We start from the raw sequence: 24,520 nt of genomic DNA, 5'->3' as shown, positions 1-24,520 counted from the left end.
CCAGCCGCGGTAGCGCCGGGCCATGCCCGGCCAGCGCACTGCGCGGCCACCGCACCTCACCTTCCGCCGGGCATGGCCCGGCGCTACCTCTGCAGGAAAGACCATGGCAACACCCCTGGACCGCATCAAGATCCTCGAACCGCGCCACCCCAACCGCAGCACCGGCATCATCAACGGCCGCACCAGCGGCATCCTGAACTGGAACGACATTCCGTACCCGTCGTTCTATCGCGCCTACAAGGAACTGTCGACCAACTTCTGGATCCCCGACGAAGTGGACATGAAGGTGGACGCACGCCAGTACGGCGAGCTCAACGCGCGCGAGAAGAACGCCTACGATTCCATCATCGGCCTGCTGGCCACGCTGGATTCGCCGCAGACGCGCTTCATCTACAACGTCGCCGAGTACATCACCGATCCGGCCGCGCACGCCAACGCGGCGATCATCGGCCAGCAGGAGGTGATCCACAACGAGAGCTACAGCTACGTGCTTGCCTCGATCACCGACCTGCCCAACCAGAACCGCATCTTCGAGATCGCCCGCACCCATCCCACCATCATCAAGCGCAACGCACCGATCATGGGGGCCTATGACGATTTCATGCGCGAGAAGACCGCCGAAACCCTGCTGAAGTCGCTGATCCAGTCCTCGATCCTGGAAGGCATCAACTTCTATTCCGGCTTCGCGTACTTCTACAACATGGTGCGGCAGAACCGCATGAACGGCACCGGCAAGATCATCAGCTTCATCAATCGTGACGAACTGGCCCACACCAAGTTCATCAGCGAGCTGATCCGCGCCATCATCGGCGAGAACCCGGAACTGCAGACCAACGAGCTGACCGCCTACGTGCACCAGTCGTTCGAACACGCCATCGATCTGGAAACCCAGTGGTCGGCGGAGGTGCTCGATGGCATCGATGGCATCGACGTGGACGAGATGGTGCGCTACGTGAAGTACCGCGCCAACAAGATGGCCGGCATGCTCGGCATCGAGCGCCTGTACAGCGACACCACCGACAACGTGATGCCGTGGATCAAGGCCTACGCCGACAACTTCACCGAGACCAAGACCGACTTCTTCGAGATGCGCAATGCAAGCTACAAGAAGACCAACGTCGACAACGGCTTCGACGACCTCTGAGCGCGGCCCGGCGCTGCGCATCCTGATCGTGGTGGCGTCGCTCAGCGGCAACACCCGTGAGCTCGGCCGCCACATCGCCGCGCGTTGCCGGGCCGCAGGCCACGCCGTGCACTGGCAGGAGGCCGACGACCTGCGCCAGGGCCCGCCGTTGCCGGTGGATGAGGCCGACCTGGTGCTGCTGGGCTGCTGGACCGACAACGCCGGGCGCACGCCATCGGAGATGAAGGCCTGGGTGGCAGGCATCGCCGAGCGCGGCCAGCGGCCGCGGCAGGTGGCGGTGTTCGGCACCGGTGAAACGCAGTGGGGGCAGGAGTACTACTGCGGTGCGGTGCACCGGCTGATCCGCTATTTCCACAGTGGCTACCCGCCGCTGGAGATCGAACAGATGCCACATGGTCGGCGGCATGCCGCGGCCATCGATACCTGGACCGATGCGGTCCTGGATCACTACTGGAGTACCACCGATGCAGATCATCGACGCCACCACGCCTGAGCAGTTCCAGCAGTTGCTGGCCGACCATCCACGCGTGCTGGTGGACTTCCACAAGGACCAGTGCCCGGGCTGCCGGATGCTGGACATGTCGCTGCAGCGGGTGGCCAGCGGCACTGCAGGCCAGGGCACGACCCTGCTGCGGGTGCAGCTGGAGGTGGTGGGCGAGGCGTTCTTCCGCGAGCTGGGCCTGCGGCAGACCCCTACGTTGTCGCTGTTCCTGGACGGTGACGAGCGCATGCGCATGCCGGGTTTCCAGTCGCCGCAGCAGATCGAAGCGGCCATCGCGGAGTTCCTGTAGCGCCGGTAATGCCACATCCACGCGTGGCGTGGATCTACTGCAGGTCGCCAGCGGTAGCGCCGGGCCATGCCCGGCGGATTCCCACCGCGCGGATCAACCGGCTGCGAACGTATCCACCAGCAGCTTCACGTTCAGCACCACGATCACCAGCGCGATCACCCACGCAATGCCGCCCAGCCAGCGCGGTGCCACCAGCGCGCCCATCGTCACTTTGTCGGTCACGATGCGTACCAGCGGGATGATCGCGAAGGGCAGCTGCATGGACAGCACCACCTGGCTCAGCACCAGCAGCTTCACCGCGCCCTGGTCGCCGAACAGCATGATGACCACCACCACCGGAATGATCGCCAGCGCGCGGGTGATCAGCCGCCGCAGCCACGGTGGCAGGCGCAGGCGCAGGAACCCTTCCATCACGATCTGCCCGGCCAGTGTCGCGGTCACCGTGGAGTTCAGGCCGGAGGCGAGCAGTGCCACCGCGAACAATGTCGAGGCCAGGCCGACGCCCAGCATCGGTGCCAGCAACTGGTGCGCCTGCTCGATGTCTTCCACGTCGAAGCGGCCGTTGGCATGGAATACCGCCGCCGCCAGGATCAGGATGCTGGCGTTGATGAACAGCGCCAGGGTCAAGGCAAAGGTGCTGTCGGTCACCGCCCAGCGCAGCGCGCTGCGACGGCCTTCATCGGTGCGTGGATAGGCACGGGTCTGCACGATGGAAGAATGCAGGTACAGGTTGTGCGGCATCACCGTGGCACCGATGATGCCGATGGCGATGTACAGCGCGTGCGGATCGGTGACCACCTGCGCGCGCGGAATGAAACCGCCCAGCACCTGCATCACCGGCGGCGCGGCCAGCGCGATCTGCACCATGAAGCAGCCGAAGATCACCAGCAGCAGCGCAATCACGAAGGCTTCCAGCGCGCGGAAACCGCGGTTCATCAACAGCAGCACCAGCAGCGTGTCCAGCGCGGTGATCACCGCGCCCCACAGCAGCGGCAGATCGAACAACAGTTTCAGCGCGATGGCCGTGCCGATCACTTCGGCCAGGTCGCAGGCGATGATCGCCGCTTCGCACAACGCCCACAGCGCCAGGTTCACCGGCTTGGGGTAGCGCGCACGGCAGGCCTGCGCCAGGTCCATGCCGGTGGCGATGCCCAGCCGTGCCGACAGCGCCTGCAGGATCACCGCCATCAGGTTGGAGATCAGGATGACCGACAGCAGCAGATAGCCGAAGCGTGAGCCACCTGCGAGATCGGTCGCCCAGTTGCCCGGATCCATGTAACCCACCGACACCATGTAGCCGGGGCCCAGGAAGGCCAGCAGCCGGAACCACCAGTGGCCCTTTTCGGGCACGGCGATCGACGCGTTGAGCGCACCCAGGCTGGCCGCGGTGGAGGCCGGAGAGTCGGTGGGCGCGACAGTGTTCATGGCTGCCAATATAGCCACTGCTATATCGCATAGCAATGTGAAACAATCGTCTTTACTGCGTCACTGGTCCAGAATTCAGGTTCGCACCCGGATGACAACTGCAGGACAGGCACACGCGTGGGCAAGACGGACGATTCGACATCGCTGAAGAGCACCCCCTTGATCGAGGCCGAGCGCCAGGTCGAGAGCTTCCGGCAAGTGCGCGAAGCACACCGGATGGAGCTGGTGGAGGATTATGTCGAGCTGATCTCCGACCTGCTGGCCGACGGCGGCGAGGCCCGCCAGGTCGACATCGCCACCCGCCTCGGTGTGGCCCAGCCGACCGTGGCGAAGATGCTGCGCCGGCTGGCCCGCGATGGCTGGGTGGTGCAGCGCCCGTACCGCGGCGTGTTCCTGACCCCGGAGGGCGAGGCGCTGGCCCATGCCAGCCGCCAGCGCCACCAGACCGTGGAGCGCTTCCTGCTGGCGCTGGGCGTGGACCCGGATACCGCGCGACGTGATGCCGAGGGCATTGAGCACCACGTCAGCGAACAGACGCTGGCACTGTTCGACGCATTCGTGCGCAAGGCCGAGGGCGGTTCCGCCGAACGGTAGCGCCGGGCCATGCCCGGCGGAGGCGTTGCCGTCTCACGCATTTCGCCGGGCATGGCCCGGCGCTACCAGGGTTGAACGCCTGGCGCTGGGCTTGGACCCGGATACCGCGCGACGTGATGCCGAGGGCATCGAGCACCACGTCAGCGAACAGACACTGGCACTGTTCGGCGCATTCGTGCGCAAGTGCCGAGGGCGGCTGAACCAGGTTTGCTGGGGAGACCAGCCAGGCGCGGCCTGGCTCTACGTTACAGCTGACTCGACATTACACGGTGCGCACACAGGTGTGCCGGTGGTCATGCACCGGAACGGGATCAGCCGCGGCGGAAGGCGGCGGGAGTGCGCGCGCCGACGATGATCATGCGGATCATCGTGGAGATCTGTTCGACCAGTTCCGGGTCGTTCTCAGGGGGCTGGTCCATGGCCGAAGCGCCCATCGCAAACACCAGCCGGGTGATCGCCATCGACACCAGTTCCGGCTTGTACAGCACCGCGCCATCCAGTGCGGCCAGGCGAACCAGGTCATGCTGCAGTTCTTCTTCGAAGTAGTGCAGTTCGCGTTCGACCGCGTGCTTGAAATCGTCCGAGCCGACCGCGCCTTCGCGCAGCAGTACGTGCAGCAGCTTGTCGTCGGCACGCAGCTGTTCCATGAAGGTTTCCACCGACACGCGCACCACGCTGGTGGCGCTGGACGTAGCGCGCTGGCGGGCTTCGCCGATGATGGTGCGCAGCGATCGCCCAGCCACGTCGATCAAGGCGACGGCCAGTTCGTCCATGTCGCGGAACTGGCGGTAGAAGCTGTTGGGTGCGATGCCCGCCTCGCGCGCGACTTCGCGCAGGCTGAGGGTGGAGAGGCTGCGATGCGGGCCGATCAGTTTCAACGCGGCGGCCAGCAGATCCTCGCGGCTCACCGTACGGCGGGCCGGGCTGCTGGCATCTTCAGGCGGAGACAGAACGGTGGCGGCGGCCATGGTACTTCCGGAGGGGCAAGGCTGAATCATACCCAATCCGGTGCAATATACACATGTATACACAGCTGTGTGTGCGGCCGTATAGTGCGTCCATGAGCGCTGTCGTCCGTCCTTCCCTGTTTTCCCCGTACCGCTGGCTGTCGCCGTCGCTGTTCGACTTCTGGGCGGGCCAGCTGAATCCGTTGTGGACCCTGCGTGAGCCGATGGCCCGCCTGGTACGGCGCGAGCCGGCCGGCGAGGGCGCCACCACCCTGGTCCTGCGCTGCAACCGGCACTGGGCCGGGATGCGCGCCGGCCAGCACGTCACCCTGGGCGTCGAGCTTGAGGGGCGTGTCTTGCGCCGCAGCTACAGCCCGACCCGCCTGGGCCGTCGTGAGCTGGCCATTACCGTCAAGGCGGTGGAAGGCGGCAAGGTCAGCCAGCATCTGGTCGCGCATGCCAAGCCGGGCGACCTGTTCCGACTGGATGCGGCCTTCGGTGATTTCCACATGCCCGCCGCAGCGCCGGTACTTCTGCTGGCCGCCGGCAGCGGCATCACGCCCATGCGCAGCCTGCTGCGCGACGCCTGCCAGCGCCCGCTGGCGGCGCCGGTAGACCTGTTCTACTGGGAGCGCAACGCCGCGGCGTTCCAGTTCCGTGATGAGCTGCAGGCGCTGGCCGCAGCGAACCCGAACCTGCGCGTGCATCTGCTGACCACCCGCGAAGGCGAGGTGCCGGCCGCGCGCATCGACAGCCACACGTTGGCCGTTGCCGGTGACGATACCCCGCTGGCGCAGCGCCATGTGCTGGCCTGTGGCCCCGATGGCTTCGTTGCCGCTGCGCGCACGCGGCTGGCGCAGCAGGTGGCCGGTTTCCAGGCTGAAGCCTTTACGCCGCCTGCGGCACTCAGTGATGCCGACAGCCTGGGGGAGGTCGCATTGACCCTGGCCCGCAGCGGCCGGCGGCTGATCGTGCCGCGTGGCCGCTCGCTGCTGGAAAGCCTGGAGGCGCAGGGCATCGCGCCCAAGCACGGCTGCCGCATGGGCATCTGCAACAGCTGTACCTGTGAACGCGTCAGTGGCACCACCCGCCACCTGCGCACCGGCGACACCCAGTCCGAAACGGCCGTGCCGGTGCGGATCTGCGTGAGCGCGCCGACCACCGACCTGACCCTGGATCTCTGAGGACTCCGCTGCCATGACCCGCGCTACCGACCGTGCCCTGAGCCCTGCCGAGATGCAGACGTTTGGTGAGGAACTCGATGCGATCCGCGACCGTGTGATCGGCAGCCTCGGCGCCTCCGACACCCGTTACATCCGCCGCGTCGCAGCGGCTGTGCGCTGGTCCGGCGTGCTCGGCCGCAGCCTGCTGTTCCTGGGCGCGTTCTCTCCGTTGTTCTGGGCGCCGCTGCTGTGGCCGGCCTGCATTGCCGGCACGCTGCTGCTGGCGCTGGCCAAGATCCTGGAAAACATGGAGCTGGGCCACAACGTGATGCACGGCCAGTACGACTGGACCGGCGATCCCAAGCTCAACGGCAACACCTACGAATGGGACATCGTTGCCACCGCCGACAACTGGCGCAAGACCCACAATTTCCGCCACCACACCTACACCAACGTGCGTGGCATGGACGATGACATCGGCTATGGCCTGCTGCGCATCTTCCCGGAACAGCGCTGGAAGCCGTTCTACCTGCTGCAGCCGATCATCGCCCCGATCTTCGCGCTGCTGTTCCAGTGGGGCGTGGCGGCGCAGGACCTGCGCCTGGGGCGCTGGTTCAAGGGCCGCATCAGCAGCCGTGCGATGTGGCTGCAGACCCGTCCGGTGGCCCGCAAGATGATCCGCCAGGTGCTGAAGGACTACGTGTTCTTCCCGCTGCTGGCCGGTCCGTTCTTCCTGCCGGTGATGCTGGGCAACATGGTGGCCAACGGCCTGCGCAACATCTGGACCTATGTGATCATCTTCTGCGGCCACTTCACCGCCGAATCGGAAACCTTCCCGAAGGAATGCCTGCGCAATGAATCGCGTGGCCACTGGTACCTGCGCCAGCTGCGCGGTTCGTCCAACATCAGCGGCGGTTTCGTGATCAACGTGCTGTCGGGCAACCTCAGCCACCAGATCGAGCACCACTTCTACCCGGACCTGCCGGCCAACCGCTATGCGGCCATCGCCAAGGAAGTGAAGGACATCTGCCGGCGCTACGGCCAGCACTACAACAACGGCTCGCTGCCGCGGCAGTTCACCCAGGTGGTCTGGCGCATCCTGCGCCACGCGTTCCCGAGCAAGCCGCGCCGCCTGCCGATGCCGGACATCATGCCGGCACCGGCGTCGGCCAACGCCGGCTGAGTCTTCAGCCGGCCTTCGCCAACAGCGCAGGTGAATCGCGATCGAGCCTGCGCAGGAACACCTGCATTTCCCTGCGGGCCTGCTGGTCGCCCTTGCTGCCGGCCACGCTGAGCCCGCGCTGCCACGCTTCGCGCGCCGCCTGCGGCTGGCCACCAGCCAGCCAGGCCTTGCCCAGCAGCTTCCACGCCGCCGAATAGTCCGGGTCCAGCACCACGCAGCGGCCCAGATGGGTGGCTGCGCGCACCGGGTCGCCGGCATCCAGCCAGCTCTTGCCCAGGCCAAAGCGCAGCAGTGCGCTGTCCTTGCCGGCGGCAAGCATCCTCTCCAGCGTTTCGATGTCCATCAGCGCACCTCCAGCAGGGTTTCCACCGGTCCCGCCTGGAAGCGGCCGCGATGGAACAGCAGTGGTGCACCGCCTGCTTCCTGCACATCGACAATGCGCCCGGCCAGCAACAGGTGATCGCCGACCGGCCACTGCGCGTGGCGGGTGCAGGTGAGATGGATCACGGCACCGGCGATACGCGGTGGCGCATCTTCGCCGTCGTCCAGCAAGGGCACATCGGTGAATCGATGGCGCACCTGCGGATCGGCGAATCGGCGCGCCAGGGCTTCCTGGCCAGCGCCGAGCACGCTGATCGCAAAGCGGGTGGCGCGCTGGAACGTGGACAGGCTCTGCGCATGCAGGGCGAGGTTCCACAGCACCAGTGGCGGCTGCAGCGAGATCGGCACGAACGAGTTGATGGTCAGCCCCTGCGGTTTTCCCTGTGCGTCGCGGGCGCAGACGATCGCCACGCCGGTAGGGAAATGGCCGAGCAACCGCCGCAGCGCACGCGGTGGCAGGCTGACCGATGGCACCGGTGCCGGAGCGGGGAACACCCCCGCCCACGGCCCGGCGTATGCACCGGAGTCCGCGTTCATGCGGCCCTGGCCTGGCGGTAGCGCCGGCCGACCTCGGCCCAGTTGATGAGGTTGAAGAACGCGCCGATGTAGTCCGGGCGACGGTTCTGGTAATGCAGGTAGTAGGCGTGTTCCCAGACATCCAGGGCAAGGATCGGGGTGTTGCCGGAGGCGCCCACCGCCGCGCCCATCAGCGGGCTGTCCTGGTTGGCGCTGCTCTCGACCTGCAGGCGGCCCTGGTGATCGACGGTGAGCCACGCCCAGCCGCTGCCGAAACGGGTCTGCGCCGCTTTGCTGAATGCCTCCTTGAAGGCGTCGTAGCCACCGAGGTCGCGATCGATGGCCGCGGCAAGCTCGTCATCGGCGGTGCCGCCATTGGCGCTGAGCACGGTCCAGAACAGGCTGTGGTTGGCGTGGCCGCCGCCGTTGTTGCGCACTGCACCGCGGATCGATTCGGGCAGGGCGTCGAGGTCGGCGATCAGGATTTCCACCGGCTGTGCCGGCAGGCCCGCCTGTTCCAGCGCGGCATTGAGGTTGTTGACGTAGGCCTGGTGATGCTTGCTGTGATGGATTTCCATCGTGCGCGCATCGAAGTGCGGCTCGAGGGCGTCGTAGGCATAGGGGAGGGCGGGAAGCGAGTACGGCATCGGGACAGTCTCCGTGGGGAAGGCCAGGGGTATGGCCGTGGGGAGACTGTTATCGCACCTCAACATTGGTTGAGGTCAAGCGGGGTGATGAAAAGAGGGCGCTGCCGGCGCGTTGACTGTCCCGGGATCGCGTGGGCGGATGGGCCCATGCAGGACGGGTCCACGCGCCGGCGCGGAGGCGACGTCAAAGGCGAGAGCAGAAGCAGCAGGGTAGTGCCGGCCAGCGGTCGGCACTACCGCCATCCGTCGAATCCTGCGTCTGGCGTCAGCTCAACCATTCCTTGCAGCCGCTATCAACCTGCTCACCACAGGCCGCCTGCATCCGCTGCTGCAGCCGCGCCAGCGTGTCCGCACCCTTGTGCTTGGCGCTCCACGCCTGCAGCTGTCCGGCCAGCCGTTCGAAGCGCTGACGCGTGCGCTGGTGGTAGCCGGACGGCTGCTTGTCCAGCTCGGCGATCAAGGCCTCGGTGGCCTGCTCGATACGCGGTGCATCATCGGGTGCCAACCGCAGCAGGCCTTCCACGTACAGCACGCCCCACTGCACGCGCGTGGCAGGGCCCTGCGCGCCTTCATAGGCACGCTTCAGCCATTCCAGGGCGCCGGCGGTATCACCACGCTGCTCGGCCAGTTCGGCCAGCTCCGGCATGTAGTAGTAAGGCTGCTCGCTGCGCTTCAGCTCTGCCAGCAGCAAGGCCTCGGCGCCTGCATCATCATCGACCTGACGCAGCGCGTAGACGGCACTGCTGATGGTGGCCTGGCGCGCGTGTGCATCGGTGGCTGCGGCATCGGCGGCGGCCACGCGCTGCTTTACGCGCTGCACCAGTGCTGCCGACAGCGGGCCTTCAGGCTGCTGCTGGCGTGCCAGCGCCAACTCGGTCAACGCACGTGACAAGGCATCGTCTGCGCGATCACCACGCGCGGCGTCGGCACGTTCCAGCGCGACCAGCAACTGCTGGCCAAGGGCATTGCTGCTGGCCGGACCAGCGCTGGCCTGCTTGACCAGCCCGGCGCCGGCATACCCCAGCAGCTCGCGGTTGCGACGTACCTCCGCCGGTTGTGCCAGCACCGCCTGCAACAGTTCGCGTACCTGGGTGGGCGCTGCCGTCGGTTTCCCGGCGGTAGCCAAGGCGAGCAGCGCGAAGCGACGCTGCAGCGCAGGCTCGGGTGCGGCCTTGGCCAGCTGCTGCAGCACGTCTTGGGCGCTGCGCTTGCCAGCCAGGCGGTTGGCATCCACCTCCCAGCCGTAATCGCCCAGTACCTGCCAGTCTTCGGCGCCAAGCGTGGCCGGCGTCGCCAGCGCGGTCGCAAGTGTTTCGGCGACAGCGCTGCGGCGGCTGGCGGCGACGGTCAGGGCCCGGGTCAGTTCGGCCGCGTCGTTGCCGCCGGCCACGCGGGTGATTTCGTTGCGCTGCGGGTCGAGCACGATCAGGGTTGGATAGCCGCGCACGCCGAAGCGTTCGCCCCATGCCTGCGCGCCTTCTTCGTCGCCGTCCAGGTAGACCGGCACGAATTTGCCGGTCAGTGCGATGAAGGCCGGATCCTTGAACAGCCCCGCCTTGAGCTGGTTGCACGGCGGGCACCACACCGCGCCCCAGTACAGCAGCACCGGCTTGCCACTCTCGGCGGCTTCGTTGAAGGCATCATCCACGTCGCCCTGGCGCCAGGCGATGGCGGAGGCCGGGGCGGTCGATGCCGCCTTCGCCGTCGGTACCGGCGCGGACGCGGGGGAGCAGGCGCTCAGGGCCGAGGCCAACAGCAACAGGGAAAGCGCGACGCGCATCGGCAGCATCTCAAAGGGCAGGGTGGTGGGCCATTGTAGGAACGGTCGGGGTGCTGGCTGATGCAGTTTGCTTATGTCGCACGCGCAGCACGGCATGTGGGCGGGGTATCAGTGCGGACCAGGGGGCGCAGCCACCGCAGCGGGCACCGCCAACACCAGCGGCTGGTAGATCAGGCCGTGGTACTCGCCGACGTCGCCATCCAGCACGAACCCATAGTGTTCGTAGGCCGGCACCGCGTTGAGCGAGGCGCGCACGGTCATCTGCGGGCCGCGTACCTGCGGCAGCACCGACTGCAGCAGGGCACGACCGATGCCTTGCCCCTGCAGCTTCGGCGCGACGAACAGCATCGCCAGGTGCTGGCCCGCCTTCAGTTCCACCACGCCGACCACACGACCCTCCTGTTCGGCCACCAGGATGTGGTTGTCACCCTGCAGGCGCTCGGCGAACGCGCTGGCTGCGGCCACGTTGCCGAAGGTGGCGATGCCCTCGGCGGTAAGCATGGGCGCAACGGCTGCAGTGAAGGCCGCCATGCACACCGCGCTGATCGCGGGCAGGTCATCGACGTGGGCGGGACGGATCCTGGGCATGCGCTGTACTTCCTGTTGTGGGACGCCATCAATGCCCCACGCTAAGCTGGCGGCATGACTGATTTCAATCCTGCCCATGCACGTCTGTTTCCAGAGCAGGGCTTGAGCCTTGGCCTGATGACGCCGGTGGCCGCACGCGGCCTGGCCGATCCGCATGAGGCGCGCCGCGTCGCGCGGCTCGCCGACGATCTGGGTTTTGCCGCGTTGTGGACCCGCGATGTGCCGTTGATGGTGCCGCAGGGGCCGGATGCGACCGCCAGTGCGCTGGATGATCCGTTCCTGTGGCTGGGGATGCTGGCCGCGGCGACCGAGCGCATCGTGATCGGCACTGCGGCCATCGTGCTGCCGTTGCGGCAACCGCTGCAGGTGGCGAAATCGGCGCTGACGCTGGACCGGATCAGCGGTGGACGCTTCGTGCTGGGGCTGGGCTCGGGTGATCGACCAGAAGAGTTCGCGGCCTTCGGCGAGGACCTACAGGGCAGGGCGGGCACCTTCCGCGAGCGCTGGTCGCTGCTGCGTGCGGCGCTGTCCCCCGAACCCTCCGAGCGCGCGCCGGTGTTGCAGGCAACCGGTGGATACGACGTACTTCCCGCGCCGGCAAGGCGCATTCCGATGCTGGTGGTCGGTACTGCGCGGCAGAGCCTGCAGTGGATCGCACGCGAGGCCGAAGGCTGGGCGACCTATCACCGCGAAGAGACCGCGCAGGAAGGGCGCATCGGTCTGTGGCAGCAGGCGCTGGCCCAGAGCGGCGGCGCGCCCAAGCCATTCGTGCAGTCGATGCTGCTGGACCTGCAGGCCGATCCAACTGCGCCGGCGGAGCCGCTGCCGCTGGGCCTGAAGGTGGGCCGCGATGGCCTGCGCGCGTACCTGCAACGCGTACACGCGCAGGGTGTGGCGCATGTGATGTTCAACCTGGTGGACAACGGCCGGCCGGTGGACGACGTACTGGGCGAGATAGGCGAGCACGTCCTGCCCGATACGCTTCGGTAGGTGTCCACCTTGGTGGACACAGCTCTACCGTTCGCCGGGCATGGCCCGGCGCCACCCTCGGTGTTCGGATCGTTCGCATCTGCGTATCATTCGCATTTGATATCCAGCGCTGGAGCCCTGCGTGACCCACCGTAACCCGCTGCACCCGACCGGGCGCCTGTTCGCCGTCGTCGCCTTCATCGAGGCCATCACCTGGGCCGGGCTGCTGGCCGGCATGTGGCTCAAGTACGGCCCGCAGGCCAACGTGGCGCTGGTGAAGCTGTTCGGGCCGCTGCATGGCGTGGCGTTCCTGGTCTACGTGGCGGTGACTCTGTTTGCGGCGCTGCGCCTGCGCTGGCCATGGTGGGCAACGGGGCTGGCCTTGCTGGCTGCGATTCCGCCGCTGGTGACCCTGCCGCTGGAGTGGTGGTTCAAGCGTCGCGGCCTGCTGTCGGTGCGCGCAGGGCAGTGATGCACCCGCAGGTGCGTGCCCGTTAAGCGAATGGGTATCAAATGCAAATGCGAGCCGTTATCATTTAAGGATGGTGTCGCCGCCTGACAGGGCGACGTCGCGCGGGGTGCGGATGCGCCCGGCGTTCCCTCCCTGGTTACGGTTGGTGTTCCATGCATGCACGTCCCGTGGTTCCCGGCTTGCCGGCGCTGGTGTTGGCTGCCCTGATCGGCACCATGGCGATGATGTCCTTCGTCGCCGTCATCGGCCCGGTGGTCCGCCTGCTGGGCCTGTCCGAATGGCATGCCGGTCTATCGGTTACGGCCGCGGGCGTGTTGTGGATGCTGGCCGCGCGCCCCTGGGGCCAGCTCAGCGACCGCATCGGCCGCAAGCGCGTGCTGATGCTGGCGATGAGTGCCTACACCGTGGTCTACATCGCGCTGGCGGTGTTCATCGATGTCGCGCTGCAGACAATACCGCCGGTGCTGGTCTCGGTGCTGGTGCTGGTCGGTGCGCGTGGCCTGATCGGCCTGTTCTACGCGGCCGTGCCGCCGACCGCTGCCGCGCTGATCGCCGACAAGGCACCCACCGGCCAACGTGCGAAATTCCTCGCCCGCCTGGGCAGCGCCAACGCGCTGGGAATGGTGCTGGGTCCGGCTGCTGCCGGATGGCTTGCCTACAAGAACCTGCCGCTGGCGCTGTACGTGGCTGCGCTGTTGCCGCTGCTCGCGCTGGGCCTGCTGGCATGGCGCCTGCCGGCCACGCCGCCGGTGGCAGCCGCACACAGCCGCAACCGCGTACCGCTGTCGCGCCTCGACCCGCGGCTGCGCCTGCCGCAGATGGCCGCGTTCGTGGCGATGGTGTCGGTGACCATCGCCCAGGTCACGGTCGGCTTCTTCGCCATTGATCGCTTCGGCCTGGATGCAGCCGAAGGTGCACGCATGGCCGGCATCGCACTGACTGCAGTCGGCGTGGGCCTGATCCTCGCGCAGGGGCTGGTGATGAAACTGGACGTTCATCCCCGGCGCTGGATCATCCTCGGCGCACTGATCGCAGGCATCGGCTTTGCGTCGGTGGCGGCGGTGCAGCAGACCTGGCAGTTGCCGGCGGCCTACGCGCTTGCAGCGTTCGGCATGGGCTTCGTGTTCCCCTCGTTCCAGGCGTTGGCCGCCGACGCGGTGCAGGCGCACGAACAGGGGGCGGCGGCCGGCACCGTCGCGGCGGCGCAGGGGCTGGGCATGGTGGCCGGGCCGATGCTCGGCACCCTGTTGTATCGCGGCGGCGCCAGCCTGCCTTACCTGCTGGTCGGCGTGCTGCTGCTGGTGCTGTGCGTGCTGGCCGCAGCGTATCGGATGAAGGAGACCCCATGAACGATTCCCTGATGCAGGGCGCGTGGCCGGAGGCTGCGTCGATGCTGCCCGAGCCCGCCGCCGAAGCGTCGCTGTTCCTGCTGCGGCAGGCCGATCAGCAGATGCACGCGCGCGGCTGCCGCGCACCCTTGCCGACCGGTGTGCTGGCGACGCTGGCCGAGCGCGTGGCGACGTTCTTCGCGCAGCAGCGCGGTGGGCCGGGCCTGCTGGTCGGCGCGGTGCCGTTCGAGCCGCGCGCCGATGATGCGTTGTACCAGCCCGAGCGCCTGCTGCCGGCGTTGCCCGTGCAGTCGCAGGCGGCGCCGGCGCTGTCCGGAGCGCTGACTGCCGAGCCCTCGGCGCAGGCGTATGCAGCGGCCGTGGCCGACGCGGTCAGCGCGATGCGCGCGCCGGACCCGGAGCTGCACAAGGTGGTACTGGCGCGCAGCCTGTTGGCGCACACGCAGCAGGCGCTGTCACCGGAAATGCTGCTGGCCCGCCTCGGCACCGATCCTTCGGTGGCGACCTACGCCGTGCCGCTGCCGATGGACGTTGGCCAGGCGCCGGCATGGCTGGTGGGGGCGACACCGGAGCTGCTGCTGCGCAAACGCGGGGCGCAGGTGCTGTCGCATCCGCTGGCCGGTTCGGCCAGGCGCAGTGCCGATCCGGTTGCGGACGAGCGCGCCGCGCAGGCGTTGCTGGCATCGGCGAAGGATCATGACGAACACCGGCATGTGGTCGATGCCATTGTCGCTGGCCTCTCGCCCTGGTGCAGCCATATCGAAGCGCAGCCACGCCCGGTGCTGCACGCCACCGCCAGCATGTGGCATCTGGGTACGCGCATCCACGCCACGCTGAAGGACGTTGCCACGTCGGCGGCGACCCTGCTGGCCGAGCTGCATCCCACCCCGGCCGTCTGCGGTACCCCGCGGCTGCAGGCACTGCAGCGCATCCGTGCGCTGGAACCGGTGCCGCGCGGCTTCTATGCCGGCGCGGTGGGCTGGCTGGATGCACAGGGGGACGGCGACTGGTATGTGGCGATCCGCTGCGCGCGCCTGCAGGGCACCCAGCTGCGCCTGTATGCCGGCGCCGGCATCGTCGCCGACTCGCAGCCCGAGGCCGAAGTGGCCGAAACCGCCGCCAAGTTTGCTGCCCTGCTCAACGCATTGGGTGTGCAGGACCCGCTGTCCCTGATCGAGGTATCCGCATGACGCCGTCCACCTTTGATTCGCGCCTGCCGCTGCAGCAGCAATGGCCTGAAGCGCTGGTCGCTCGCTATCGGGCCGCAGGTCATTGGCGTGGCGAAACCTTCCCGCGTTTCCTGCGCGAACGCGCCGAGCGCCATGCCGATGACATCGCGGTGGTGGCTGGCGATGTGCGCCTGAGCTATGCGCAGCTCTGGCATGAGGCCGGGCGCATCGGCGCCGGGCTGCTGGCGCTGGGCCTGCAACCCGGCGAGCGCGTGCTGGTGCAGCTGGGCAATACGGCCGGTTTCATCGCAACGGTCTGTGGCCTGTTCCGCGCCGGGCTGGTGCCGGTGTACGCGCTGCCCGCACATCGCATCACCGAGCTGGCCCACTTTGCACGCAAGGCCGAGGCCAGTGCCTACATCAGCACCGATGTCCATGAAGGCTTCGATCATCGTGCCCTGGCGCGCGCGCTGCAGGCAGAAGTGCCGGCGGTACGCCACGTGCTGATCGACGGCGATGCGGCCGAGTTCGTCGCGCTGGAATCGCTGCAGGGCGATCGCTGCCAGCTGCCGGCCGATCCTGATCCGCAGTCGGTGGCGTTCCTGCAGATCTCCGGCGGCAGCACCGGGCTGTCAAAGCTCATTCCGCGCACGCACGACGATTACATCTACTCGTTCCGCGCCAGCAACGAAATCTGTGGCATCGACCGCGACAGCGTGTACCTGGTTGCGCTGCCGGCAGCACACAACTTCCCGATGAGCTCGCCGGGTTTCTTCGGTGCGCTGTACGCCGGCGCCCGCGTGGTACTCAGCCCGGGCCCCGGCCCGGATGCGGCGTTTCCGTTGATCGCGCGCGAGAAGGTGACCTGCTGTGGACTGGTGCCGCCCCTGGCGCTGCTGTGGGCGCAGGCCGCGGCGACCAGCAGGCACGATCTGTCCAGCCTGCAGGTGCTGCAGGTCGGGGGAGCGAAGCTGGTGCCGGAAGCCGCGCGACGGGTCATCGATGGCCTCGGTTGCACGTTGCAGCAGGTGTTCGGCATGGCCGAAGGCCTGGTCAACTACACCCGGCTGGATGACCCGCAGGACCTGGTCGTCGCCTGCCAGGGCAGGCCGATCAGCGAGGATGATGAAGTGCGCGTGGTCGACGACCACGACCAGCCCGTTGCCGAAGGCGAGGTCGGTCATCTGCTCACGCGCGGTCCGTACACCATCCGCAGTTACCACAATGACGCGGCGGCCAACGCGCGCTCGTTCACCGACGACGGCTTCTACCGCACCGGCGACCGCGTGCAGCAGCTGCCCGGCGGCTATCTGGTGGTGCAGGGCCGTGCCGGCGACCACATCAACCGGGCGGGCGAGAAGATCTCCGCCGAGGAGATCGAAGACCATCTGCTGGCCCATCCCGGCGTGTTCGACGCCGCCGTGGTCTCCATTCCTGACGACTACCTGGGCGAGCGCAGCTGTGCCTTCGTGATCCAGCAGGGCGAGGCCATCAAGGCGCCGGCGCTGAAGGCGTGGATGCGCGGGCGTGGCCTGGCCGCGTTCAAGGTGCCCGATCAGATTGTTTTCGTGGACAGTTTCGACACCACGGCGGTTGGCAAGATCAGCCGCCGCGAACTGCGCGCGCAGCTGCGCGCGCGTCATCTGCAACAGACAGGAGGAACGCGCTGATGGCGCTGCCCCGCATTACCCCGTATTCCCTGCCGACCGCTGCGGAACTGCCGCAGGCGCGAGGCGCCTGGCGCCCCCAGCGTGATCGTGTTGCCTTGCTGGTACACGACATGCAGCGCTATTTCCTCGCCGCATTCGACGCGGGCAACGCGCCGCTGCAGCCGGCGGTGGACAACATCGCGCGCCTGCTGGGACATTGCCGTACGCACGGCATTCCGGTGTTCTACACCGCCCAGCACGGCGACCAGGACCGCCGCGACCGCGGTCTGCAGGCAGACCTGTGGGGCCCGGGCATGGGCCGGCGTGCCGACCACGAGCCGATCATCGACGCACTCGCGCCGCAGCCGGGCGAGCATGTGCTGGTCAAGCACCGCTACAGCGCGTTCCAGCGCAGCAATCTGGAAACGCTGATGCGCGTGCGCGGCCGCGACCAGCTACTGATCACCGGCGTCTACGCGCATATCGGATGCACCGCGACGGCGGTGGAGGCGTTCCAGCGTGACATCGAGACGTTCATCGCTGCCGATGCCGTGGCCGATTTCTCGCGTGCCGACCATGACCATGCGCTGCACTGGATCGCCCGCACCTGCGGCGTACCGATGACCACCGACCAGCTGCTGGAGGCAATGTGATGAACGCGACGACCGAAACCCTGACCCTGGAGCGCATGCGCGCCGACGTCGCCCGCGTGCTGGACTGCCAAGCGTCTGACATCGGCGATGATGACAACCTGATCGATCTGGATCTGGATTCGATGCGCATGCTGGGGCTGGTGCTGGCCTGGGGCAACACCGGGCTGCCACTGGAGTTCGCGCAGCTGGCTGAGCACACCACGCTGCGCCAGTGGTGGGCGGTGGTGCAGCAGCTGCAGGCTGCGCAGACGGCATGAGCGGATCGCCGCTGCCGCTGACCGAGGCGCAGGCAGGGTTGTGGTTTGCCCAGCGGCTGGCACCGCAGAATCCTGCATTCAATACCGCGCACGCGGCGTGGATCGAGGGTTCGCTGGATGTGCCGGCGTTCACCGCTGCCGCCAACCAGGCCGCCGTCGAGGCCGAGGCGCTGGCGTTGCGTTTCGCCGAGGCCGAGGACGGCCAGCCCGTGCAATGGCACGATCCCGCGCGGGTGCCATTGCTGCAGCTGCGCGATGTCGCCGCGGCCGATGATCCGCAGCAGACGGCGCGTGCGACGATGCTGGCTGACCGCTGCAGCGCGGTCGACCCGACCCGCGACCGGCTGAGCCAGCAGGTGCTGTTCGACCTGGGTGGCCAGCGCTGGGCCTGGTACCTGCGCGTGCATCACCTGGCCACCGATGGCTATGGCATGGCGCTGTTCACTGACCGCGTCTGCGCCCTGTATGCGGGCCGAACCGGTAGTGCGCTGCCAGGGTTGGCGGGCGTGCTGGCCGATGATGCCAGCTACCGCAGTGATGCGCGCCGCGACGTCGACCGGCAGTGGTGGTTGCAGGCATTGCAGGGCGCCCCGGCCTCCACCGGCCTGGCCGGCACCGCCGCGGCCAGTGACGATGCAATGCGCTGGGTGCAGCCGGTGGACCCCGCGTTGCGCGAGCGCCTGCTGCAGGTCTCGGCATCGTGGCTGCAGCCGTGGCCGGATGTGCTTGCCGCGTTGGCCGCCGAGTATGTGCGTCGCATGAGCGCGTCCGAGGAAGTCGTGCTCGGGGTGCCGTACATGGCGCGGCTTGGCAACGCGGCGGCGCGGGTGCCGGCGATGGTGATGAACGTGCTGCCGCTGCGGGTAGCGGGCGGCGAGGGCGGCGTCGAGGAATTCTGCCGGTGCATCGGGCGCCAGCTCAGCCAGAGCCGCAAGCATGGGCGCTATCGTGGCGAACAGCTGCGTCGTGACCTCGGCCTGGTCGGTGCACAGCACCGTCTGCATGGGCCGTTGATCAACGTGCAGCCGTTCTACAAGCCGCTTGCGCTGCCGGGTGTGCAGGCCTCACTGGAAGTGCTGAGCACCGGCCCGGTCGACGACCTGACACTGGGCTTCCGTGGCGATGGACAGACCCTGCTGGATCTGGAGATTGAAGCAAACCCGGCCCTGTATGGCCTGGATGACATGAAGGCGCATGCCCGGCGGCTGCTGCATTTCGTGTCGGCCGCGCTGCTGGCCGAAGACATCGCGACGGTGCCACTGGCCACGCCGGAAGAATCCAAGCAGGTCGTGCATGGCTTCAATGCCACCACGCATGCGCTGCCTGGCACCACCCTGGTCGAACTGTTGCAGCAGGGCATGGACCGCGATCCGTCGGCAGCGGCGCTGGTGTTCGGCGATACGACGCTGGACCATGCTGCGCTGGAGGCCCGCAGCTTCGCCCTGGCCGCGCAGCTGCGCTCGCTGGGCGTGGGCCCGGGCACGGTCGTTGCCGTAGCGCTGCCGCGTTCGCTGGAACTGGTGGTTGCGTTGCTGGCGGTGCTGCGTGCAGGCGGCGCGTACCTGCCACTGGACCTTGCCCATCCAGCGGAGCGCCTGGCGCGCATCCTGGCGTCGGCGCAACCGGTCTGCGTATTGGCAGAGGCCGGCGTGCAATCCCGTCTTTCAGATGTGCCGGTGCTGCCGCCGGAGCAGTGGACCGACCTGAGCTTTGCCGCACCCTGGCCGGGCCCGATGGGCGACGATGCGGCCTATGTGATCTATACCTCCGGTTCGACCGGCGAGCCCAAGGGCGTGGTGATCGAACACCGCGCCATCGTCAATCGCCTGCTGTGGATGCGCGAGCACTATGGCATTGGTGCCGACGACCGGATTCTGCAGAAGACCCCGGCAACGTTCGACGTATCGGTCTGGGAATTCTTCCTGCCACTGCTGTGCGGCGCGACGCTGGTGTTGGCGGGGCCGGACGCACACCGCGACCCGACCGAGCTGGCGCGATTGATCCGCGTCCATGGTGTCACCACCGCACATTTCGTACCGTCGATGCTGGATGCGTTCCTGGCGGCACCGGCCTCACAGGACCTGCGGCTGCGGCGCGTGTTCACCAGTGGCGAGGCGCTGGATGCCGCGCTGCGCGACCGCTTCCACGCGAGAATGCAATCCGAACTGCACAACCTGTACGGGCCGACCGAAGCGGCAGTGGATGTGAGCTGGTGGCCGGCGTCGGCCGATGACCGCTCGCGCCCGGTGCCGATCGGTTTCCCGGTCTGGAACACCCGCCTGTATGTGCTGGACGCACGGATGCAGCCCTTGCCGGTGGGCGTGGCCGGTGACCTGTACCTCGGCGGTGTGCAGTTGGCGCGCGGCTATCTCGGCCGCGACGACCTGACGGCCGAGCGCTTCCTGGCGGATCCGTTCCTGCCGGGTGAGCGCATCTACCGCACCGGCGACGTGGCACGCTGGCGGGCCGACGGTGCGGTCGACTACCTGGGGCGCAGCGACCATCAGGTAAAGCTGCGCGGCCTGCGCATCGAACTTGGCGAGATTGAAGCCGCGTTGCGCGAGCTGCCTGGAATGGACCGGGTGGAAGTACTGTTGCGCGATGATCTACCCGGCGAGGCGCGGCTGGTCGCCTATGTGCCGACGGTGCTGCTCGATGCAGCGGCGCTGCGCAGCCATCTGCTGGCGCGGGTGCCGGACTACATGGTGCCGTCTGCGTTCGTGGGCGTGGATCAGTGGCCGGTGACCGCCAATGGTAAGCTGGACCGGTCTGCGCTGCCGAAACCGCCGCAGCAGGACGTTGCGGGGCAGGCGCCGCGTACGCCGCTGGAGCAGGAACTGGCCGGGCTGTTCGCACAGGCGCTGGGGCGCGAACTGCCGGTGGCGGTTGATGTGGATTTCTTCAGCGTCGGAGGCGACTCCCTGTCGGCCGTGCACCTGCTGCTGGCCATCGAGCAGCGCTGGCGTTGCGAGCTGGGGCTGGGCGCGCTGTTCGCGCAGCCGACCGTAGCCGCGCTGGCGGCACGCATTGCCGAGCCGCCCGCACGCGCCGATCACGCGCTGGGGCCGGTGATTGCGCTGTCGGCATCCGACGAGGCAACCGCAGCCCCCCTGTTCGTGCTGCACCCGGCAGGCGGCATTGCCTGGAACTATCGCGCACTGGCCCGGGCGCTGCAGCCAACGCGCGCGGTGTACGGGCTTCAGTCGCCCGCGCTCGATGCCACGCAATCGCTGCCAGGCAGCATCGAGGCCATGGCCAATGACTATGTGCAGCGGGTGATCACGCTGCAGCCACAGGGGCCGATCCATCTGCTCGGCTGGTCGGTGGGGGGCATCCTCGCCCAGGCGATGGCCGTGCGCCTGCACGAGATCGGTCGCGAGGTCGGCGAACTGGTGCTGCTCGATGCCTATCCCAGCGAATGCTGGCGTGCCGAACCGGAGCCCGACCCGATCGCGGCGCTGCGGGCGCTGTTGGCCATCGCCGGGCATGACCCGGACGCGCATCCGGAACTGGACGATCGCGAGCGCATCCTCGCCTTCCTGCGGCGCGGCGGCAGCGCGCTGGGCAGCCTGCCCGAGGTGGTGCTCGACGGCGTGGTACGGGCGGTGACCGGAACCAATCGACTGATCCGCGAACACCAGCACCGACCCTTCGTCGGAACGCTGGCGCATGTGCGGGCCGGACGCGATCATCAGGCACGGCCGCAGTTGCAGTCCGCGCTATGGAAGGCACATGCGCTGCAGGTGGATGCCATCGAGCTGCCGTTCCTGCACGCCGAACTGACCGGGCGTGATGCGGTGGCGCAGCTGGCACCGTGGTTGTCGGCGCGGCTGCAGCAGTGGGACAGGCAACAGGAGAGCGCAACATGCAGCTGACGGGTTTTGAAGGAAATGTGGCGCTGGTGACCGGCGCAGCCGGCGGTATCGGTGCGGCGCTGGTCGGGCAACTGCTGGACGCGGGGTGCCGGGTCGTGGCAACCGATCGCGAGCGACCTGCGCTGGCAGCCGACGATGGTCGCGTGCAGGCTTTCGCACTGGACGTCACCGACGGCGCGGCCGTGGACGCGCTGGTAAACGAGGTGGAAGCCACGGTGGGACCGATCATGTTGGCGGCCAGCGTGGCGGGCGTGCTGCATGTCGGCGAGGTCGTGGACACTCGTGACGCGGATTGGCGCAGGGTGTTCGCGGTCAATGCCGATGGTGTGTTCCATGTGGGCCGCGCACTGGCACGAGTGATGTCGCCGCGCCGGCAAGGTGCCATCGTGACCGTCAGTTCCAACGCGGCGGGCGTGCCACGGCATGGCATGGCCGCCTATGCCGCGTCGAAGGCGGCGGCGACGATGTTCACCCGTTGCCTGGGCCTGGAGCTGGCACCGTTGGGCATCCGCTGCAACATCGTTGCGCCGGGCTCCACGCTGACCCCGATGCAGACCGGCATGTGGGAAGACGAGCAGGGCGCGGCACGGGTGATCGCCGGCAATCCGGCCACCTACAAGGCGGGCATCCCCTTGCGCAAGCTGGCCACGCCGGAGGACATCGCACAGGCAGTGATGTTCCTGCTGTCCGAGCAGGCCGGGCACGTGGCGATGAGTGACCTGTATGTGGACGGTGGCGCTACGCTGCGCGGGTGACGGGGCCGGGCGCCGCCGGGCGGGGTTCATGGGTTGCCGGCCAGCGGCCGGCACTACCAAGGGGAGTTCCTTGTCCGGTAGTGCCGGCCGCTGGCCGGCAACCCCAGCAGACTGTCAGCAACATCCTCATGCAATGCTGCGCTGTTCCCCGACAGCCAGCGATGTCTGCCTGATCCACGATGGGCCATGAGCAGCGATCTCCTGCGCCACGGGCGGCGCTCCATCATCGGTCAGGTATATGTGCTGGCCACGACAACATGCCAGCGCCGCCGACGCTTTGAATGCGGCGCTACGGCAGGTTGCGTCTCCAGCCAGTTTGAGGAACTGGAGCGACAAGGCCTGGTCCAGTCACTGGCATGGGTGGTGATGCCGGATCATGTGCATTGGATGTTGCAATTGCATGCGTCGGAGCTGTCGGGCATCGCCCGTCGGTTCAAGTCATCCAGCGCGTTGGCGTTGAATCGGCTGACCGGTCATCGTGGCGCGGTCTGGCAGTCCGGGTACTTCGATCATGCGGTCAGGGCAGAGGAATCGTTGCATCGCCAGGCTCTGTATATCCTGGGAAATTCCATTCGAGCGGGCCTGGCCAGGGCGATTGGCCAGTATCCCTATGCGTGGTCGATCTGGTAGTGCCGGCCGCTGGCCGGCAACCAGGCGGTGTTTCCGGAGATTCATGAGGCTGCCGGCCAGCGGCCGGCACTACCACCGGTCGGGGTTTGTGAAGTTGCCGGCCAGCGGCCGGCACTACGGCAGGGTGAGCCGATACACCAGCACCCGGTTGTCGTTGTCGTACGCACTGTCGCAGTGCTCGCCCTGCATGCGGCAGTTGCGGGCGGTGAAGTCGTTGTCGTTGCCGATCAGCAGTAGTACGTCGTTCGGGTGCTCTGGATCAAGCGCCGGCAACACGTCCATTGCTTCCCACTTCTCCGACAGCAATCCCGGGTGAGGGCCACGTCCTGTATCCATGTCCAGCCCGGCCCGGGCCAGCTGCGGCCGGTCGAGCAGATTCAGCACCTCTTTGACGTTGGCGGGCACGATGCCGGTTTTCAACATGGCGTCAGCCGGATCGGCCAGCACCGATGCCGTGCCGGTCTCATAGGCCGTGTCCACCAGATTGGAGGCCTGCGCCACGTTCACCAGCAGCACCGATTTATAGACGATCGGGTCGTCGCCATCCTTGCCCAGGCCATTGCCATCGCGCGCCAGCATCAGGAAACGCTCGTTGTCCAGTGCACGCAGCTCGCTCTGCGCAGCGGTACGGTCGAGCTTGCCTTTGCCGTCGTGGGCGTAGGCAGGCAGGATCATCACATGGTGGCCTACCGGTTGCGTCGGCGTCGGGTTGCTGGACACGTCGTAGACCAGCACGCGGGTGTTGATGCGGCCGGCGGCATTGCCTGCCGCGCTGTCCTGCATCAGCGCGCTCTGCAGGGCAACGAACAGCCGTGTGCCGTCGGGCGACAGGCCCATGCCTTCCACGCCCTGGTTGTTGCGGCGCCCGGTCTGCGGCGGAGCCAATGATCCAAAGGCAGGCTTGCCATCACGTTGTGGCTGGATCGCCTGCGGCGGCACGATCACGCCCTGCAGCTGCCCCTGTGCGTCGAAGTAGTAGACATTGGCGGTGTACTCGTCGCCGATGTAGAAGTGACCGTCTGCGGTGAACTGCAGCGATTCGGCATCAAGTGCGACCTTGCCGGCCCCCGCGCCCACGGCCGGCGAGGGCAGCACCACGCCACGCTGGATGATGGTGTGGTCACCGGGGTCGGCACCGGTGAATGGCTGGCCGTTGTAGTCCTTCAGCACCAGCCCCTTTTCCGGCTTCATCGTCAGCGTGCCGAAGCTCTCTGGCTTGTCCGCCGGCCAGTCGATGCGCAGCTGCATGCGCTCCAGGCGGCCGGCGTAGTCGTAGAACAGGCCGGCCTCCGGATCGTTGCGACCGCGGTCGGGCAGGGTCCACAGCACCCCTTCATAGCCACGCGCGGTACGCCGCCACGTGCCCGGCTGTACCGCCAACGACGAGAACGAGCCCAGCGTATCGCCGAGGAAGTCCACGGTGCCGGCCGGCAATCGTCCGGCGGCGACCAATCCCTTGTCCACGTAGGCAAAGCCGGCCACCTGTACGATGCGGGGCGGTGCACCGGTAGCTTCATGCGGTGCGTTGTAGCCGCTGGCCGAGAGCGCGGCCAACAGCAGGGCAGTAACGGACATCAATGGAC

Annotated in this window: 24 protein-coding genes and 1 pseudogene; 17 read left to right on the top strand and 8 right to left on the bottom strand. The window is 67.7% G+C overall.

Annotated features, from left to right (window positions below; genetic code table 11):
* The first annotated feature begins 103 nt into the window (after positions 1 to 103).
* Genes ACUXVE_RS01355 through ACUXVE_RS01345 form a run of 3 tightly spaced genes read left to right on the top strand, consistent with a single transcriptional unit; the run spans position 104 to position 1,935 of the window.
* Complete coding sequence (locus ACUXVE_RS01355) at positions 104 to 1,144, top strand: ribonucleotide-diphosphate reductase subunit beta (RefSeq protein ID WP_222389207.1); 1,041 nt, start codon at positions 104 to 106, stop codon at positions 1,142 to 1,144.
* Between the two features lie 13 nt (positions 1,145 to 1,157).
* The gene (locus tag ACUXVE_RS01350) at positions 1,158 to 1,637 is read left to right on the top strand and encodes a flavodoxin (RefSeq protein WP_046987068.1); all 480 of its coding nucleotides are present in this window, start codon (positions 1,158 to 1,160) and stop codon (positions 1,635 to 1,637) included.
* Positions 1,609 to 1,935, top strand: coding sequence for a thioredoxin family protein (locus ACUXVE_RS01345; RefSeq protein ID WP_032975313.1), 327 nt, complete (start codon positions 1,609 to 1,611; stop codon positions 1,933 to 1,935). Before ACUXVE_RS01350 ends, ACUXVE_RS01345 begins: the two co-directional genes overlap by 29 nt.
* A gap of 93 nt (positions 1,936 to 2,028) precedes the next feature.
* On the opposite strand, the gene ACUXVE_RS01340 is transcribed toward ACUXVE_RS01345, so the two are convergent.
* Complete coding sequence (locus tag ACUXVE_RS01340) at positions 2,029 to 3,360, bottom strand: Nramp family divalent metal transporter (protein ID WP_025878570.1); 1,332 nt, start codon at positions 3,358 to 3,360, stop codon at positions 2,029 to 2,031.
* Between the two features lie 117 nt (positions 3,361 to 3,477).
* On the opposite strand from ACUXVE_RS01340, the gene mntR reads away from it, so the two are divergent.
* A complete protein-coding gene (gene mntR, locus ACUXVE_RS01335; protein WP_025878571.1) occupies positions 3,478 to 3,954 on the top strand; it encodes a manganese-binding transcriptional regulator MntR in 477 nt (158 codons plus the stop codon).
* A 70-nt stretch (positions 3,955 to 4,024) separates the two neighbouring features.
* A pseudogene (locus tag ACUXVE_RS01330) lies at positions 4,025 to 4,147 on the top strand (manganese-binding transcriptional regulator MntR); the annotation flags it as partial.
* Between the two features lie 118 nt (positions 4,148 to 4,265).
* On the opposite strand, the gene fabR reads toward ACUXVE_RS01330, so the two are convergent.
* Positions 4,266 to 4,922, bottom strand: coding sequence for an HTH-type transcriptional repressor FabR (gene fabR, locus ACUXVE_RS01325; protein ID WP_025878574.1), 657 nt, complete (start codon positions 4,920 to 4,922; stop codon positions 4,266 to 4,268).
* 92 nt (positions 4,923 to 5,014) lie between these two features.
* Here fabR and ACUXVE_RS01320 point away from each other — a divergent pair, with 92 nt between their 5' ends.
* The gene (locus tag ACUXVE_RS01320; RefSeq protein WP_445513661.1) at positions 5,015 to 6,085 is read left to right on the top strand and encodes a ferredoxin reductase; all 1,071 of its coding nucleotides are present in this window, start codon (positions 5,015 to 5,017) and stop codon (positions 6,083 to 6,085) included.
* A 13-nt stretch (positions 6,086 to 6,098) separates the two neighbouring features.
* Positions 6,099 to 7,247, top strand: coding sequence for a fatty acid desaturase family protein (locus tag ACUXVE_RS01315; protein ID WP_100465628.1), 1,149 nt, complete (start codon positions 6,099 to 6,101; stop codon positions 7,245 to 7,247).
* Positions 7,248 to 7,251: 4 nt separating this feature from the next.
* On the opposite strand, the gene ACUXVE_RS01310 is transcribed toward ACUXVE_RS01315, so the two are convergent.
* From ACUXVE_RS01310 to ACUXVE_RS01290, 5 genes are all read right to left on the bottom strand, one after another.
* Positions 7,252 to 7,590, bottom strand: a complete 339-nt coding sequence (locus ACUXVE_RS01310) for a tetratricopeptide repeat protein (protein WP_222389223.1) — start codon at positions 7,588 to 7,590, stop codon at positions 7,252 to 7,254.
* Positions 7,590 to 8,165, bottom strand: a complete 576-nt coding sequence (locus ACUXVE_RS01305) for a flavin reductase family protein (RefSeq protein WP_025878578.1) — start codon at positions 8,163 to 8,165, stop codon at positions 7,590 to 7,592. The genes ACUXVE_RS01310 and ACUXVE_RS01305 overlap by 1 nt, the downstream gene beginning before the upstream one ends.
* Positions 8,162 to 8,791, bottom strand: a complete 630-nt coding sequence (locus tag ACUXVE_RS01300; RefSeq protein ID WP_222389226.1) for a superoxide dismutase — start codon at positions 8,789 to 8,791, stop codon at positions 8,162 to 8,164. The genes ACUXVE_RS01305 and ACUXVE_RS01300 overlap by 4 nt, the downstream gene beginning before the upstream one ends.
* 265 nt (positions 8,792 to 9,056) lie before the next feature.
* Positions 9,057 to 10,580: a thioredoxin family protein gene (locus tag ACUXVE_RS01295; protein WP_445513660.1), complete on the bottom strand. Its 1,524-nt coding sequence runs from the start codon at positions 10,578 to 10,580 to the stop codon at positions 9,057 to 9,059.
* A 99-nt stretch (positions 10,581 to 10,679) separates the two neighbouring features.
* Complete coding sequence (locus tag ACUXVE_RS01290) at positions 10,680 to 11,159, bottom strand: GNAT family N-acetyltransferase (protein ID WP_222389229.1); 480 nt, start codon at positions 11,157 to 11,159, stop codon at positions 10,680 to 10,682.
* A gap of 54 nt (positions 11,160 to 11,213) precedes the next feature.
* On the opposite strand from ACUXVE_RS01290, the gene ACUXVE_RS01285 reads away from it, so the two are divergent.
* The 10 genes from ACUXVE_RS01285 to ACUXVE_RS01240 all read left to right on the top strand — a co-directional run bounded on the left by ACUXVE_RS01285 (position 11,214) and on the right by ACUXVE_RS01240 (position 22,937).
* Positions 11,214 to 12,149: a TIGR03571 family LLM class oxidoreductase gene (locus tag ACUXVE_RS01285; RefSeq protein ID WP_445513659.1), complete on the top strand. Its 936-nt coding sequence runs from the start codon at positions 11,214 to 11,216 to the stop codon at positions 12,147 to 12,149.
* Positions 12,150 to 12,270: 121 nt separating this feature from the next.
* Positions 12,271 to 12,600 (top strand): DUF3817 domain-containing protein, encoded by a 330-nt coding sequence (locus tag ACUXVE_RS01280; RefSeq protein WP_223485807.1) that lies wholly within the window; start codon positions 12,271 to 12,273, stop codon positions 12,598 to 12,600.
* Positions 12,601 to 12,752: 152 nt separating this feature from the next.
* Positions 12,753 to 13,949 (top strand): MFS transporter, encoded by a 1,197-nt coding sequence (locus ACUXVE_RS01275; protein WP_222389231.1) that lies wholly within the window; start codon positions 12,753 to 12,755, stop codon positions 13,947 to 13,949.
* A complete protein-coding gene (locus ACUXVE_RS01270) occupies positions 13,946 to 15,139 on the top strand; it encodes an isochorismate synthase (protein ID WP_445513658.1) in 1,194 nt (397 codons plus the stop codon). Before ACUXVE_RS01275 ends, ACUXVE_RS01270 begins: the two co-directional genes overlap by 4 nt.
* On the top strand, positions 15,136 to 16,788 hold the full coding sequence (locus ACUXVE_RS01265) for a (2,3-dihydroxybenzoyl)adenylate synthase (protein ID WP_445513657.1): 1,653 nt from the start codon (positions 15,136 to 15,138) through the stop codon (positions 16,786 to 16,788). The genes ACUXVE_RS01270 and ACUXVE_RS01265 overlap by 4 nt, the downstream gene beginning before the upstream one ends.
* Positions 16,788 to 17,420 (top strand): isochorismatase family protein, encoded by a 633-nt coding sequence (locus ACUXVE_RS01260; protein WP_093818525.1) that lies wholly within the window; start codon positions 16,788 to 16,790, stop codon positions 17,418 to 17,420. The genes ACUXVE_RS01265 and ACUXVE_RS01260 overlap by 1 nt, the downstream gene beginning before the upstream one ends.
* The gene (locus tag ACUXVE_RS01255; RefSeq protein ID WP_445513656.1) at positions 17,420 to 17,677 is read left to right on the top strand and encodes a phosphopantetheine-binding protein; all 258 of its coding nucleotides are present in this window, start codon (positions 17,420 to 17,422) and stop codon (positions 17,675 to 17,677) included. The genes ACUXVE_RS01260 and ACUXVE_RS01255 overlap by 1 nt, the downstream gene beginning before the upstream one ends.
* Positions 17,674 to 21,552 (top strand): amino acid adenylation domain-containing protein, encoded by a 3,879-nt coding sequence (locus ACUXVE_RS01250; RefSeq protein WP_445513655.1) that lies wholly within the window; start codon positions 17,674 to 17,676, stop codon positions 21,550 to 21,552. Before ACUXVE_RS01255 ends, ACUXVE_RS01250 begins: the two co-directional genes overlap by 4 nt.
* Complete coding sequence (locus tag ACUXVE_RS01245) at positions 21,543 to 22,307, top strand: 2,3-dihydro-2,3-dihydroxybenzoate dehydrogenase (RefSeq protein ID WP_445513654.1); 765 nt, start codon at positions 21,543 to 21,545, stop codon at positions 22,305 to 22,307. Before ACUXVE_RS01250 ends, ACUXVE_RS01245 begins: the two co-directional genes overlap by 10 nt.
* 186 nt (positions 22,308 to 22,493) lie before the next feature.
* Entirely contained in the window at positions 22,494 to 22,937 is a 444-nt protein-coding gene (locus ACUXVE_RS01240) for an REP-associated tyrosine transposase (RefSeq protein ID WP_445513653.1), read from the top strand.
* A gap of 114 nt (positions 22,938 to 23,051) precedes the next feature.
* Here the strand turns inward: ACUXVE_RS01240 and ACUXVE_RS01235 are convergent, their stop codons facing one another.
* A complete protein-coding gene (locus ACUXVE_RS01235; RefSeq protein ID WP_445513652.1) occupies positions 23,052 to 24,512 on the bottom strand; it encodes an esterase-like activity of phytase family protein in 1,461 nt (486 codons plus the stop codon).
* Positions 24,513 to 24,520 lie beyond the last annotated feature (8 nt).

The sequence above is a fragment of the Stenotrophomonas sp. 3(2025) genome (assembly GCF_052665395.1).
This window is presented reverse-complemented; position numbering and strand designations above follow the sequence as displayed.